This is a genomic window from Shewanella sp. UCD-KL12, assembly GCF_001957125.1.
Taxonomy (GTDB): Bacteria; Pseudomonadota; Gammaproteobacteria; order Enterobacterales; family Shewanellaceae; genus Shewanella.
The window spans coordinates 213,958-228,563 of record NZ_MPHJ01000003.1 but is presented as its reverse complement, the minus strand read 5'-3'; the positions used below and the strand labels follow the sequence as shown (position 1 = coordinate 228,563).

At 43.3% G+C, this 14,606-nt stretch carries 15 protein-coding genes; all 15 read right to left on the bottom strand.

Features of this window, described 5'->3' with window-relative positions:
- Positions 1-32: 32 nt before the first annotated feature.
- The gene (locus BM736_RS08760; protein ID WP_076410962.1) at positions 33-692 is read right to left on the bottom strand and encodes a hypothetical protein; all 660 of its coding nucleotides are present in this window, start codon (positions 690-692) and stop codon (positions 33-35) included.
- A complete protein-coding gene (locus BM736_RS08755) occupies positions 685-1,806 on the bottom strand; it encodes a chemotaxis response regulator protein-glutamate methylesterase (protein WP_076410960.1) in 1,122 nt (373 codons plus the stop codon). Before BM736_RS08755 ends, BM736_RS08760 begins: the two co-directional genes overlap by 8 nt.
- 24 nt (positions 1,807-1,830) lie before the next feature.
- The gene (locus tag BM736_RS08750) at positions 1,831-4,047 is read right to left on the bottom strand and encodes a chemotaxis protein CheA (RefSeq protein WP_076410958.1); all 2,217 of its coding nucleotides are present in this window, start codon (positions 4,045-4,047) and stop codon (positions 1,831-1,833) included.
- A gap of 15 nt (positions 4,048-4,062) precedes the next feature.
- Positions 4,063-4,800 carry a protein phosphatase CheZ gene (locus BM736_RS08745; protein WP_076410956.1) on the bottom strand — a complete coding sequence of 246 codons (738 nt, stop codon included), beginning with the start codon at positions 4,798-4,800 and terminating at the stop codon, positions 4,063-4,065.
- 13 nt (positions 4,801-4,813) lie between these two features.
- The gene (cheY, locus tag BM736_RS08740; RefSeq protein WP_012324268.1) at positions 4,814-5,197 is read right to left on the bottom strand and encodes a chemotaxis response regulator CheY; all 384 of its coding nucleotides are present in this window, start codon (positions 5,195-5,197) and stop codon (positions 4,814-4,816) included.
- A 42-nt stretch (positions 5,198-5,239) separates the two neighbouring features.
- Positions 5,240-5,959: an RNA polymerase sigma factor FliA gene (locus BM736_RS08735; RefSeq protein WP_076410954.1), complete on the bottom strand. Its 720-nt coding sequence runs from the start codon at positions 5,957-5,959 to the stop codon at positions 5,240-5,242.
- Positions 5,952-6,833: a MinD/ParA family protein gene (locus tag BM736_RS08730; protein WP_076411176.1), complete on the bottom strand. Its 882-nt coding sequence runs from the start codon at positions 6,831-6,833 to the stop codon at positions 5,952-5,954. The genes BM736_RS08735 and BM736_RS08730 overlap by 8 nt, the downstream gene beginning before the upstream one ends.
- A gap of 4 nt (positions 6,834-6,837) precedes the next feature.
- Positions 6,838-8,229, bottom strand: a complete 1,392-nt coding sequence (flhF, locus tag BM736_RS08725; RefSeq protein WP_076410952.1) for a flagellar biosynthesis protein FlhF — start codon at positions 8,227-8,229, stop codon at positions 6,838-6,840.
- A gap of 11 nt (positions 8,230-8,240) precedes the next feature.
- The gene (gene flhA / locus BM736_RS08720; protein WP_076410950.1) at positions 8,241-10,340 is read right to left on the bottom strand and encodes a flagellar biosynthesis protein FlhA; all 2,100 of its coding nucleotides are present in this window, start codon (positions 10,338-10,340) and stop codon (positions 8,241-8,243) included.
- Between the two features lie 305 nt (positions 10,341-10,645).
- Positions 10,646-11,779: a flagellar biosynthesis protein FlhB gene (gene flhB, locus BM736_RS08715; protein WP_076410947.1), complete on the bottom strand. Its 1,134-nt coding sequence runs from the start codon at positions 11,777-11,779 to the stop codon at positions 10,646-10,648.
- 126 nt (positions 11,780-11,905) lie between these two features.
- Positions 11,906-12,706 (bottom strand): flagellar biosynthetic protein FliR, encoded by an 801-nt coding sequence (gene fliR, locus BM736_RS08710; RefSeq protein WP_076410945.1) that lies wholly within the window; start codon positions 12,704-12,706, stop codon positions 11,906-11,908.
- Positions 12,707-12,755: 49 nt separating this feature from the next.
- Positions 12,756-13,025, bottom strand: a complete 270-nt coding sequence (locus tag BM736_RS08705; RefSeq protein ID WP_076410943.1) for a flagellar biosynthetic protein FliQ — start codon at positions 13,023-13,025, stop codon at positions 12,756-12,758.
- A gap of 9 nt (positions 13,026-13,034) precedes the next feature.
- A complete protein-coding gene (gene fliP, locus BM736_RS08700) occupies positions 13,035-13,787 on the bottom strand; it encodes a flagellar type III secretion system pore protein FliP (RefSeq protein WP_076410941.1) in 753 nt (250 codons plus the stop codon).
- On the bottom strand, positions 13,784-14,161 hold the full coding sequence (gene fliO / locus BM736_RS08695) for a flagellar biosynthetic protein FliO (protein WP_076410939.1): 378 nt from the start codon (positions 14,159-14,161) through the stop codon (positions 13,784-13,786). Before fliO ends, fliP begins: the two co-directional genes overlap by 4 nt.
- Before the next feature lie 8 nt (positions 14,162-14,169).
- On the bottom strand, positions 14,170-14,553 hold the full coding sequence (gene fliN / locus BM736_RS08690) for a flagellar motor switch protein FliN (protein WP_076410937.1): 384 nt from the start codon (positions 14,551-14,553) through the stop codon (positions 14,170-14,172).
- Between the last annotated feature and the right edge of the window lie 53 nt (positions 14,554-14,606).

The following is a 14,606-nucleotide window of genomic DNA, read 5'->3' as shown; positions in this document are numbered from 1 at the left end:
AGCCCCTCAGATACACAAATTTCGACATATTATTATTGATTATTCTCTCGTGTCGTTACTCTTATTCCACCATGGGGCAGACTAATCACTTTCACACCATCTTTATCCTCAGAAAGTGTTAATACTTCCTGAGCTTGCTGTTCGTGGTTTGATGATACCTTATTAGCTTCGTCGATTGGCAGAACATTATTATTTGCGTGATTCAGCTTACTACTTTGCTGATCGATTTCAGGTAACAGTTCATTTAAGCCACTCTCTCTAGCCAATGAGACAGGGATCTGTTTTTCTTGTTGCTTAGAGATCAGTGGCACTTGCGCTTTTATGCCTACGCCTTGACTCATTTCAGGCTCCGGATCCGAAAGCTTGGCATCATTAGCTGTAACTTCATCACTTTCAGCAGCTGAGCGAAAGGCACCAGGACCAATCTCGAGAGTAACCTGCTCGCCAGGTTTAGCCTGAGAGAGTAATGTTTGTGTAGCTTCAGGGTGCTGAGCCATCCAGCTCGCGACAGCCTGTGCTTGTTCATCAGGTACCATCAGCAGCACCTGGGTCTTTTTCAACTCTTCAACTTCTTGTAGTAACAGCACATTCTTTTGGCTCATATCCCAAAAAAGAGAACTAGAAACTACCAGAGCAATAGTAAGCAAGAAAATGATTAGAACAGAGAAGGTTTTACCCTTTTCCTTAGCCATTTCCTGATTCTCTTAAGATAGACTCAGCCATATCTTCAAGGCTAATAGAATGAGTCGATAAGCCAGCTGCTGTCACAGCCTGAGGCATTCCATAAACCACACAACTAGCTTCATCTTGGGCCCAAATAGTGGCACCTGCAGATTTAAGCATGCGAGCGCCTTCTCGCCCATCTGCTCCCATGCCTGTCAGCACAACTGCCAATGTATCTCTTCCCGAAAGCTTAGACGCTGACGCAAAGGTTATGTCAACACTAGGCTTATAGTTCATGTCGGCACTACCTGCTAATACTTTAATTCTGCCATGAGCGCCGCCCCTTTCAACCATCATCTGCATGCCGCCTGGCGCAAGGTATGCTGTACCGGGTTTAAGCTGATCACCATTTTGTGCTTCTTTTACCTCAATTTTACATAGCCCATTGAGGCGCCCAGCAAAAGCAGGAGTAAAAGCAGCAGGCATATGCTGTATAAGTAATATGGGATGAGGGTAATTTACAGGCAGCTTAGTTAATATTTTTTGCAGAGCAACTGGGCCTCCAGTAGAAGTACCAATTAGTAACAACTTATACTTTTTGCCCGAGGCTCTCACCGCTGAAGATGACCGAGGCGCAGGGGCTGCGTCTCGGGTTACCCTAGGTGAAGACGATGAAGGACTCACAGAACGTGTCGATGTAGAGCTTGGTGCCGCAGGAGTTGAACGAGTCACTGGACGATAAATACGTCGACGACCTAAGGCTTTTATTCGTTGCTGAAGTAAAACTATCGCATCATCTTTATTTGTTGCAATATCTTCAAAACGTTTTGGCAGAAAATCTAAAGCCCCCGCCTCCAATGCATCTAGTGTTGCTTTGGCACCATCGTGGGTAAGAGATGAAAACATCAAAATTGGCGTTGGAGACTTCGCCATAATTTCACGTACTGCAGTGATGCCATCCATGACAGGCATCTCTATATCCATGGTGATAACTTGAGGTTTTAACTCAGCCGCAAGCTTTACCGCCTCAGCTCCGTTTGCAGCGGTACCAATAACCTCAAGATCTGGGTCTTTAGTTACAATTTCACTAACCCTGCGACGAAAAAAACTCGAATCGTCAACAACGAGAACTTTAATGCCCATTCAAATTCCTATACCGCTTTTTAATTATTTTTTTGCGTAATGCTTAAGTAAACCAGGTACATCTAAAATTAAGGCTATGCCACCATCGGATGTAATCGTCGCCCCAGCCATACCAGGCGTTCCATGTAGCAAGGTACCAAGAGGTTTAATTACAACCTCCTCTTGACCAATTAGAGAGTCAACGACAAAGCCTATCTGCATAGTACCTAGTTGAACAATAACGACATGGCCATGCGCTTTATCACCATGTTTTAGGTTTGACTGCATGCGACTGAGCCAATGCTCTAGATAAAATAGCGGTACCGCCTTCTCTCTAACAATAACGGTTAGCTGGCCGTCAACTATATTGGTTTTGGTCAGATCTAGATGGAAGATTTCGCTAACACTAGAAAGAGGAAGTGCGAACACTTGAGTCGCAACTTCAACCATCAAGGTTGGCATAATGGCGAGAGTAAGTGGCACTTTAATCTCAAGGCGAGTACCTTTGCCCTTGAGTGAGTCAATATGTATGGTACCGTTTAGCTGTGCTATACGGGTTTTAACCACATCCATACCAACACCACGTCCAGATATATCTGAGATCTCTACTTTGGTAGAGAAGCCTGGCGCAAAGATCAGATTGTATGCTTCAGCATCTGACATTCGAGATGCTGCATCTTCATCAAGAACGCCTCGACTAATCGCAATCTCTTTCAATTTGTTTGGATCCATTCCAGCGCCATCATCTTCAATTTTTAACAAGATGTGGTCGCCCTCTTGGCTCGCCGAAAGGGTAATGGTACCGGTTCTGGATTTGCCATTAGCTTCACGTTCAGCTGGCATCTCAATACCATGATCAACTGAATTTCTTACTAAGTGAACAAGGGGATCGGCTAACGCTTCGACTAAATTTTTATCTAAGTCGGTATCCTCACCTATCATGGTAAGGTTAATATCTTTATTTAAACTACGCGCTAAATCTCTAACAACACGCGGGAAACGACCAAAGACCTTCTTAATCGGTTGCATGCGTGTTTTCATTACCGCCCCCTGAAGGTCTGCAGTAACAAGATCTAAGTTAGCGAGCGCTTTGGACATCTCCTCATCATCACGAGATATCCCTAAACTCAGCAAGCGATTACGCACAAGCACTAGCTCACCAACCATATTCATGATCTGGTCAAGCCGAGCGGTATCTACTCGCACTGTTGTTTCTGCTTGAGGCATATTTGCTGGTGCAGGCTTTGCGACAGCTTTCTTCTCTTTTGCAACAGGTTGCGGAGCAGCTTTAGGCGCAGCGACTGGCGCTGAAGCTTGAGGGGCTGCTACAGGTGCCGCTTTTTCGACAGCAGGCTTAGAGGCAGCAATCGGTGCAGTAACACCAGGCCCTGTTCCAGCACCATGCAGCTCATCAAGTAACTTTTCAAATTCATCATCTGAAATATCATCAGAGTCTACTGCTGGTGCAGCTTCTGGGACATCACTCGATCCTTGGGCTTCATTTGATTTGAAGTTGCCAGAGCCATGTAGCTCATCAAGCAAAGACTCAAATTCATCGTCAGTTATATCATCTGACGCTCCAGGGGCTGGAGTGGATGGTGCAGCTTTTGGCTGACTTGACTCAGATGGAGATGGTCCTTTACCACCACCGTGTAAAGCATCTAGTAGCGCTTCAAACTCATCTTCGTTGATCTCATCAATCCCACCCTCACCCGCAATACTGGTTTCGTCTGCGACAGGTGCAGAATCAAACAATTCAATACCTGAGTCATCAGCACTTGTATCTACAGCTGGGCTCTCATCAAATAGCTCAATTGAAGCGTCTATCGTCGGCTCTGCTGGAGGTGTCGAACCTCCCTCACTGGGTAGGGCTGCGCCTGAACTCAGCAGTTTTAAATTGGCAAGTAGCGTGGGATCGGCAGCATCTTGCTCCTCACCAGCTTGTGTCTGCGCGAACATACCATTGATAGCATCAACAGCTTGCAGAATGATATCCATCAATTCAGCTGAAACGGCTCTTTTGCCAGTACGAAGAAGATCGAACGTATTCTCTGCTTCATGGCAAACATCGACCATAGGAGTCAAACTAAGAAATCCCGCTCCACCTTTTACGGTATGGAAGCCACGAAAAATTGCATTCAGCAACTCTGAGTCTTCAGGGTTATTTTCTAAGGTAACTAACTGTTCAGATAGAAGCTCTAGTATCTCACCAGCTTCAATCAAAAAGTCTTGCAGTATCTCTTCATCAACATCAAATGACATTAATATGACTCCTAATTAAAAACCCAGACTCGAGAGTAGATCGTCAACTTCATCTTGGCCTGCAACGACATCTTCACGCTCTTCAGCATTCATGATCGGGCCTTCAGCTTCAACGCTACTATCAACTCTTGTTGGGTTTTCGCTAACAGGTTGATCGCCAAATACTGTTAGCATCGAGACTAAATTATTTTCAACTTCACGAACTAGGTCAATGACTCTTCTAATCATCTGCCCAGTTAAATCCTGAAAGTCTTGGGCAAGCAATATTTGGTTTAGCAGCTCTTTAAGCCGAATTGAATCTAGCTCGCTGCTTTCTACAAATTGCTGAACATCGTGGCATAAAGTTTTAAACTCACTCAGCTCAATATCTCGCCTCATCAGGCGATCCCAGGTAGGTTTAACCGATTGAATATTAGTTGTAAGTGCAGAAGCGAGAGGCAAGCATTCCTCGACAGCATCCATTGTCTTATTAGCAGCTTGCTCTGTCATATCAATAACATAAGTTAGCCGCTCTTTAGCGTCAGGTATCTCATTACTCGCCAGTTCAACCAAGCGATCGTCAACCTGAAAATCTACAATGGCACTGTGAAGTTGACGAGTCAGCCTTCCGACCTCATCGAATAACTCTTTTTGTATAGGCGTAGCAATCTCACGAACTAACTCATCAGCAAGAGATTGCTCTCCTTGAGTCAACAATTCTACAAGTTTATTTGCCTGCTCTAACGAAATGAGCCCTGAAGTTTTCGCCTGCATATCACAACCTTGGTTAACCGAGTCGTTCAAAGATTTTATCTAGCTTCTCTTTTAATGTTGCTGCTGTAAAAGGCTTAACAACATAACCATTCACACCGGCTTGCGCCGCTGCAATAATCTGTTCTCTTTTCGCCTCTGCAGTCACCATCAATACAGGGATATTTTTTAACTCATCGTCAGCACGGATCGCTTTTAATAGATCGATCCCTTGCATGCCAGGCATGTTCCAGTCTGTTACTACAAAGTCAAAATCGCCTTTCTGTAACATAGGTAGCGCTGTTGAACCGTCATCTGCTTCCTGGGTGTTATTAAAGCCCAAGTCTCTTAACAAGTTCTTAATGATACGTCTCATTGTTGAAAAATCATCAACAACGAGAATCTTCATATTCTTGTCCAAGGTTTCCTCCACGGATCTCTTAATTATTGCTTCATGTAATCGTTATTTTTGGGTCCAATGCTTAAGTTTAGCTTTTAGTCGGAGCATTGCTTGACTTAATATCTGGCTTACTCGCGACTCACTAACCTCTAGAATGGCTCCAATCTCTTTTAAATTTAGTGCTTCGTCATAATAAAGCGACAAAACTAATCCATCTCTTTCAGGCAATAATTTAATTGCGGCTACTAATGCAGAATGAAACTGGTCTTCTGCAATTGATTCAAATGTATCATCCTTTACTCCCTCTTCATGAGTAATAACATCGACCGATACACCTAAATCTTCAATCCCGATGACCTTCCCCACCGAAACATCATTCAAAATATGATGGTAATCGTCTAAGGTCATCTCTAATCTTTGCGCTATTTCAGTATCTTTGGCATCTCTGCCGAGCTCTTGTTCAAGCTCGTCAATAACTTGAGCCACACGTCGTTGGTTTCGATGAACCGATCTTGGTACCCAATCCCCCCGGCGTATCTCATCTAACATCGAACCTCGAATTCGAATACCTGCAAAGGTCTCAAATTTAGCGCCTTTACTGCCATCAAACTTAGAAGACGCTTCAAGTAAGCCCATCATTCCAGCTTGAAGGAGATCATCTATCTGCACAGAGGCCGGTAGACGTGCGAGCAAATGGTGAGCAATCTTCTTTACAAGCGGTGCGTACTGTTCAACGATTAAGGCTTTATTATCTAAACAAGTATACGCAGAGGCTTTACTCACTCGCTCTATCCTCCTGGTATTCAGGTCTCTGAACTAAACGTTCAACAAAGAACTCTAGGTGACCCCCAGGCTGCTGCGGTATTGGCCAACTGATAATCTTGTTGGCTAAACCGTGGTAAGCAATCGTAGCTGGCGACTTTGGAAATGCCTCTACAATCAATTTCTGTTTACGAACCGATTTTCTTAAGTTCTCATCAAATGGAATTGTAGCAACTAATTCTAACGCTACATCTAAAAATCGATCGGTAACTTTACTAAGTTTAGCAAAGAGTTCCATCCCTTCACGTAAACTTCGCACCATATTGGCAACTATTTTAAATCGGAAGACGCCGTGCTCTCGACTCAAAATCTTAATCAGTGCATAAGCATCGGTAATTGACGTAGGTTCATCACATACGACAACTAATACATCTTGTGATGCTCTTGAAAAGCTTAGCACCATATCAGATATACCCGCTGCAGTATCGACAATCAGTATGTCAAACTGAGTACGCATCTCACTAAACGCTCGAATAAGACCAGCGTGCTGCGCCTGAGAAAGCTCGACCATAGCTTGTGTTCCTGAGGTTGCAGGTATAATACCTATGCCTTTAGGGCCACGAACTATGATGTCATCCAGTTCAGCATCACCAGAAAGAACATGAGATAAGTTACGCTCGGCACGCAAACCTAGCATGACATCCACGTTCGCCAAACCTAAGTCGGCATCGAGAACGAGTACACGCTTCCCTTTCTCTGCTAACGCAACAGCGGTATTAATTGAAACACTGGTTTTACCAACGCCACCTTTACCACCAGATACGGCTATTACTTTTACTTTTTCGTTATAAGGTTGATTCATCATACGTAAACCACTTGCTTGATCCCGACTCATTGCTTTACTCAAATGCATAGGCCCTTTCATCTGACCGTTCACTATTTATTACTGCTGGTTTTCTATCTAAAACCGATAATGCTTTACTTGCTAACGCTAAAGTATCGGCCACTTGCATATCTTCTGGAACTCTTTGGCCATCAGTAACATAACTTAATGGTAACCCACTTTGTATCAAAACACTCAATGCAGGGGCTAAAGATACTGATTCATCGAGTTTAGTAAGCACTGCACCCGATAATGGAATCCTTTTAAACTGCGCTACAGCATCTTCCAAGACTCTTCTTTGCCCTGTAGATGACAGTACCAGATAACTGCGAATAGGTAATCTGCTATTTGCAGCTAAATTATCAAGTTGTTGAAAAAGTCTTAAATCTCTTTGACCCATACCAGCCGTATCTATCAATACTAGCTTGCGATTACGGAACTGATAAAGAATTTGTTCCAACTCATTGAGATCATGAGCTTGCTTTACTGGACACCCCATTATTTTGCCATAGGTTGCCAATTGCTCAAAGGCTCCAATGCGATAATGGTCGGTTGTGATCAATGCAACTTGATCTGCACCATGATGAGCGGCAAAACGCGCGGCTAGTTTAGCCACTGTTGTCGTCTTTCCAACGCCTGTCGGCCCAACAAAAGCGACGACCCCACCTTGGCGCACTATATCATCACCTTGATTATCTAGCAGGTTAGCTAAACTACGAGGGAGAGCTTTTACTAGATCTGCTGGTGTGTAATGCTCGCTTAACTCAGAGAGTTTCTTGGCAACTTCAGGAGAAAACTCTGCATCGAGTAGCTTACTCTCTAGCATTGCCCCAACCGGATCTACTCGGCTTTTTTGTTCTGTCATCAGAGTATTAACCTGATGTGTCAATAAGTTGCGCAATGATGCCAGTTCTTCTCGCATCACTTCAAGCTCTTGATTAGCCTTGCCCTTCGATTCAGACGGAGACCGGTTAGTCATTGGTTGAGGCGCTGATGCAACGGGCTTGCTGTCTTGCGGTGCTTGCAAACCTTTTGCCCAATCAGGCATATCCAAATCTTGACGGCTATTCTGGCTTACTTGTTGCTCAACCCGACTTTGCTGTCTTTCTAGCAAAGCTTGCAATGAATCCGCTGCTGGAGCAGGTTTAATTTTTGATTCGGAGCGTACAGGTCGCTTTAAACCTAGAGAGATCTTCTCTTCAGCAAGGTCCATAAATGTCGGGCTTGGCACAGCAGCTTCACTTTGAGAGACCTTAGGTTTAGGTTCATCATAATCAACTGCTGCAACGATCTCTATTCCACCAGTCACCTTCTTATTAGACATAATAACGGCATCTGAGCCTAAGGTTTCTTTAACCTGTGCTAGTGCCGTACGCATATCTTTCGCTAAAAACCGTTTAATTTTCACTTATATGCCCTCTACTGGCCTACCGCAGAAACAATTCTAATTTGTTTCTCATCGGGGACTTCCTGGTAGGAGATCACCCTAAGGTTCGGAATAGTGTGCTTTACAAAACGAGAGAGAGTCGAACGTAACATGCCGGATGTTAGCAAGATGGCTGGTTGACCTACCATCTCCTGTCTTTGTGATGCATCTTCTAAAGACTTTTGCATTCGTTCAGCAAGGCTAGGTTCAATGTTAGGACCCTCTCCACCTGTCGCCTGCATGGACTGATGCAACATCTGTTCCAACTCTGGCGCCAAAGTTATGACGGGAATTTCTGTTTCTGGGCCACTTATCTCTTGAACGATCATACGTTTGAGTGAAATACGAACCGCAGCTGTTAATACCTCTGTATCTGCACTCTTAGGCCCATACTCCAGTAATGTTTGCACTATTGTCTTAAGATCACGAATAGAAACGCCTTCGTTAAGCAGGTTCTGCATTACCTTAACGACTGTGCCTAATGGCATTACATCGGGAATAAAGCCATCTACAAGTTTCGGTGAATGCTTTGCCAGCATCTCCATCAACTGCTGCACCTCTTCATAGCCAAGAAGCTTAGCTGCATTATTGGTGAGCAATTGGCTTAAGTGAGTAGCCACTACGGTTGCGGCATCAACGACTGTGTAACCTAAAGTTTGTGCATGCTCCCTAAGTTCTGGTGCTATCCAGACTGCTTCTAAACCAAAAGCGGGGTCCGTAGTTGCAGTCCCTTCTAACGTGCCATAAACTTGGCCAGGGTTGATAGCAAGCTCACAATCATGGCGGATCTCAGCCTCACCAGATGCAACTCCCATTAAGGAGATGCGATAGGTATTCGGCGAGAGATCGAGGTTATCGCGAATATGTACTGCTGGCACTAGGAAGCCTAACTCTTGAGAAAGCTTCTTTCGCACGCCTTTAATGCGGCCTAATAACTCACCACCTTGGCCTTTATCGACTAATGGTATAAGACGATAACCAACTTCTAAACCGATAGTATCTACATGCTGTACATCATCCCAACTAAGCTCTTTGGGTTTAGCTGCAGACTTATCAGCTGCAGGCTTTTTAGCAAGCTCTAGCGATTGCTCTCGCTCTTTTGCCTGCTTCCTATAAAGAAAATAAGCGGCAGAGCCAACTGCAAGCGCAAGTGTTAAAAAAGCAAAGTGCGGCATGCCTGGCACAATACCCATAATAAACAGCACTGCAGCAGCAATGCCAATGGATTTAGGGTTGTCAAACATCTGACTCATCATCATCTGGCCCATGTCACCAGATTCATTTTGACGGGTCACCATAAGCGCAGCGGCGATGGATAGCAGTAGTCCTGGAATTTGTGCTACTAATCCGTCACCGATTGTGAGCAGGGTATAGATCTCAACAGCTGATGAAAAATCCAAGTCATGCTGTACCATACCGATCACAAAGCCACCTAGAATATTGATCACCATAATCAAAATACCGGCGATCGCATCCCCTTTTACAAATTTTGAAGCACCATCCATTGCGCCATAAAAATCAGCTTCCTTGGTGACTTCTGCACGTCTATCACGTGCTTGTTCTTGATTTAATACCCCAGCATTGAGATCTGCATCAATGGCCATCTGTTTACCTGGCATTGCATCTAAGGTAAAGCGAGCACTAACTTCAGATATTCGCCCAGCACCTTTGGTAACAACAGCAAAGTTAATGATGATCAAGATAAGGAAAACAACTAAACCTACGGCATAGTTTCCACCAATAACCACGGAGCCAAATGATTCAATCACCTTACCCGCCGCGTCACCACCATTATGGCCCTCTAATAAAACCACGCGAGTTGAAGCAACGTTAAGTGCTAAACGCAATAATGTCGCAATTAAAAGCACACTGGGGAAGGCTGCAAAATCGAGTGGTCTATCGGTATATATAGCGACAAGCAGTACTACAAGCGCTAACGCAATATTGAACGAAAAAAGAATATCGAGAAGCAACGCCGGCATTGGCAATACAATCATTGCCAGTGCAGCTAAAACAATTAAGGGGGTGCCTAGGCCTTTAAAGTTACTAGGCTTTACTTGCTTTAATTGACCGAGGCGCGCTCTAACATCCATTCAAAAAGTCCAAACTTTGACATCTAGACCTAGCACAGCAAGTTTTAAGCCAATTAGGTGGGAGTGGTTTCAAAAGTGAATTCATTATAATTAGTTTTATACATAGGACTATACCGTTTAATTCACCTTGAATGAATGGCTTATAGCTTAAACGGATAATATATCAGCAAAAATTGCTAAACTTCGGTTCAAATCCTGATATTGATTAAGCTAGCAAAGAACTTGAATGATGAAAGATGCATACTGTCTATCAAATAAAGCGGTAATTAGGGCTAAAAATTCAATTTTAATTTAAGTATTAAGCCTTAATGTTTCAGCTCATCTGGAATTGGCTGTTTAGTCGGAATTGGAGTGGGCCTTCTTCCGCCATTTTCTTGGTACTGTCTTAACTGAAAAACATAAGCTAACACTTGAGCAACGGCAGTAAATAACCCCTCAGGGATCTCTTGATCTATCTTAGTTGTGTAGTAAATAGCTCTAGCTAAAGGAGGTGCCGAAACAATTGCAATATCATACTCTCTGGCTATTTCTCTAATCTTAAAGGCAACATCATCCGCACCTTTAGCAAGTACATATGGCGCGGTAGATTTCATGGCATCGTATTTTACTGCAACGGCATAATGCTCAGGGTTAACCACAATCACATCCGCATTAGGTACCTCAGACATCATTCGCTTTTGAGCCATCTCCCTCTGCATTTGTCTCATTCGGCCTTTAACTTCAGGCTTACCCTCAGTATCTTTAAATTCATCTTTAACTTCTTGTTTTGTCATCTTAAGCTGTTTGCTGTGATTCCAGATCTGAAAAGGAATATCTATCACGACAATAATAATTGTTGATGAACATAGAAGAATAAACATCCACACAAGAAGATCTAATGCATGATGAACATTCCCTGGGAGATTTTCTCTCGAAAGGGCCAAAATTTCATCAAAATAAAAGCTAAGCAAAAAATAGGCAGACAATGCAACGACTGAAAATTTGGCAATACCTTTGGTTAACTCAACAACCGCTTGAACGCCAAACATTCGTTTAAAGCCCGCAATCGGACTCATTTTATCCGTTTTTGGCATAAACGCTTTTGTTGAAAAAGTAAGACCGCCAAGCACGATATTGCCAAGAAAAGCTACCAGTGCAATAACCAGCACTAAACTGGCCATGGGAACAGCAAGTTCTTTACCTATCATGCTCCAAATTAGAAACATCTGATTAGTATCGAACACCTGCTCACGATTCATGGTGAACAGTTTTGTCATCACAGTCATCAAGCTTTGAGCAAGGCTTGGCCCCACCATAGCAAAGCCTACTGCAGCAGACATCAAAACCGCAGAAGTCCCTAACTCCTTTGAGCGAGCAACCTGCCCCTTCTCTCTTGCTTGCTGCAATTTTCTGGGGGTTGCTTCCTCTGTTTTTTCTTGACTGCTATCATTTTCAGCCATTAACTACCCCTTCCCAAAATTGACAGTTCCACTTCACTGAGATGACAGTTTAATACGGATCTATTTGGATGCTTCCAGCTAATTATCCATCGCCTTATGAACTTCACAACAACTAATACATCAATATCATTGCAACACACCATCAGTGTTACATTGAAGGTGTAAAACATTACACATCAACACTTGAGCAGAACTCCATACACTCCCAAAATGCTCCATTATAGGCGTTAATGTTAACCATAGAATGATAAGACCGCTCACCATAGTAACTGGAAAACCAATAGCGAAAATATTCAGTTGAGGCGATGCACGCGTCATCACGCCAAATGACAAATTAATTAATAACAGAGCAACAATCGCTGTCATTGACATGGTGAGTGCTGCACCAAACATGTAGGCGCCCCACTCTGCCAACAGCTTATAACTTGCGACACTAATTCCCTTATTAGATATTGGAATAGTTTCGAAACTCATCACCAACATTTTTATCATCACAAGGTGGCCATCGACGGCAAGAAATATCATGGTAGTAAGCAACAGAAATAGGTTACCAATCACCGGAGTTTGTTGGCCAGATGATGGATCGACCATAGAAGCAAAGCCTAAACTCGTTTGCATACCTATAATTTGCCCCGTGAGTACAAAAGTTTGCATAACAAGTATTGAAATAAAACCCATAGCTGTTCCTATGAGGATCTGCTGCAACGTAACAAATATTGCGGCAACCCCAAACAGCTCGACATTCTCTACAGGAGGGAGGACTGGAGCAATTGCCAAAGTAATGGCCATAGAGAGTAGCAGTCGAACCCTAGTTGGGGTTGTATTCGCGCCAAAAACTGCCATCACCATAAACATGCTTGAAACGCGAAATAATGGCCACATGTATGATGCTATCGTGTCCATGATGGTGGCCATGAGTATATCCATCAAGGCAACCTAAATACTACAGTTTCAACTCGAACTGAAATTGATAATATCATCCCACAACCTGCGGGATCATATTCACCATCTGCACAAAAAACTCCATCATAGTCTGAATCAAGGTATGACCAAGAAACATCAGTGCAAACAGGGTCGTTAATAGGCGAGGCAGAAAGCTAAGAGTTTGCTCATTAATAGAGGTCGCAGCTTGGAAAACGGCGACAACAAGACCGATCACAAGCCCTGGTACAATGATTAGGGAAACAATAGTCACGATAACCGACAGGGCTTCTCGGAAAATATCAACCAGTGACTCAGGATTCATAAGCCCTCCCTACACCCCAACCCCGAAGCTATTTGCTAGGGTTCCCATCACTAAACTCCAGCCATCTACGAGCACAAATAGCATAATCTTAAATGGCAAAGAAACAATCATCGGCGAAAGCATCATCATACCCATCGCCATCAAAATACTTGCAACAACCAGATCTAGCACCAAAAAAGGGACAAACAACATAAAGCCAATCTGAAAGGCCGTTTTCAATTCGCTGGTTATAAATGAGGGGATTAACACGCTCATAGGTACATCTTCAGGCTCATTAATATTTTGATAACCTGAAATTTCGATGAAGGTATCTAAATCCGTTAATCTTGTTTGAGCCAGCATAAAGGTTTTTATGGGCTGCTTGCCAAGTTCAAATGCTTGCTCAACATTGACTGCTTCTGCCATATAAGGCTTTACGGCGTCGTCATAAATCTTGTCGAAAACAGGTGCCATAATAAAGAATGTCATAAACATACTCATGCCTATGATCACCTGATTAGATGGGGTCTGCTGCAGACCAATAGCTTGCCGAAGAATTGAGAGAACCACCACTATTCGCGTAAATGAGGTGAGCATAATAACCATTGCAGGCAAAAAGCTCATTGCCGTCATCAGTAACAAAATCTGCATTGTCACTGAGTACTGAGTCTCACCATCTGGATTGGTGGATACCGTAACTGCGGGCAAAATACCATCAATAGCTGATGCTGCTGGAGTGAAAGCAAGTAAACCTATACTTAATGTTGCGAGTAGCCCCTTCATACTTGTTTGCCCTTAGCTTGACGGAGGCGATCAGCAAAAGATTCTGTTTCAATTTTAATAGGAGAAGATAACTTATCAATGACTTGAACTTGCTGGGAAGTGACACCAAGCAAATACTGCTGCCCTCCTACTTCAAGTAATACGATTTTCTCTCTCTGGCCTAAAGGCATTACCGCTAACGTTTTTAACACACCATGGCTTGTTGGCGTTAAATTCAAGCGTTTCACAATATAAGCAAGTACAAAAATAATAATGAGTACGACGATTAACCCACCTAACATATTCGTCATGGTGGAAATAGCAGACCCTTTCTCAACGGCAGAAGTAACTTCTGGAGAAGCTGCAAGACCACCAACGAACAATGAGTTAATCATAACAACCTTTACTTTAGCTTTTTAATACGCTCTGTTTGACTGATAACATCAGTCAGTCGAATACCAAACTTATCATTCACCACCACAACTTCACCATGAGCAATCAAGGTTCCATTGACCATAACATCTAATGGTTCACCTGCAACACGATCAAGCTCAACCACTGAGCCTTGGTTTAGCTGCAACAAGTTTCGGATACTAATAAAACTCCTTCCCACCTCCATCGAAATAGTGACAGGAATATCCATAATGGCATCAAGCTTAGATGCATCCTCTTCAGAAAGAGGGGTTGAACTATCGGCTAGCTCATCAAACTCAACAGCTTGTGCTTCCTCAATCGCTTGCTCGGCCATTGCTTCGGCCCAATCATCACCAGTATCTTCTGTGCTCATTTTCTGTTTACCTTAACCACTTACTATCAATTCAAATACCTTAGCTGGAATCT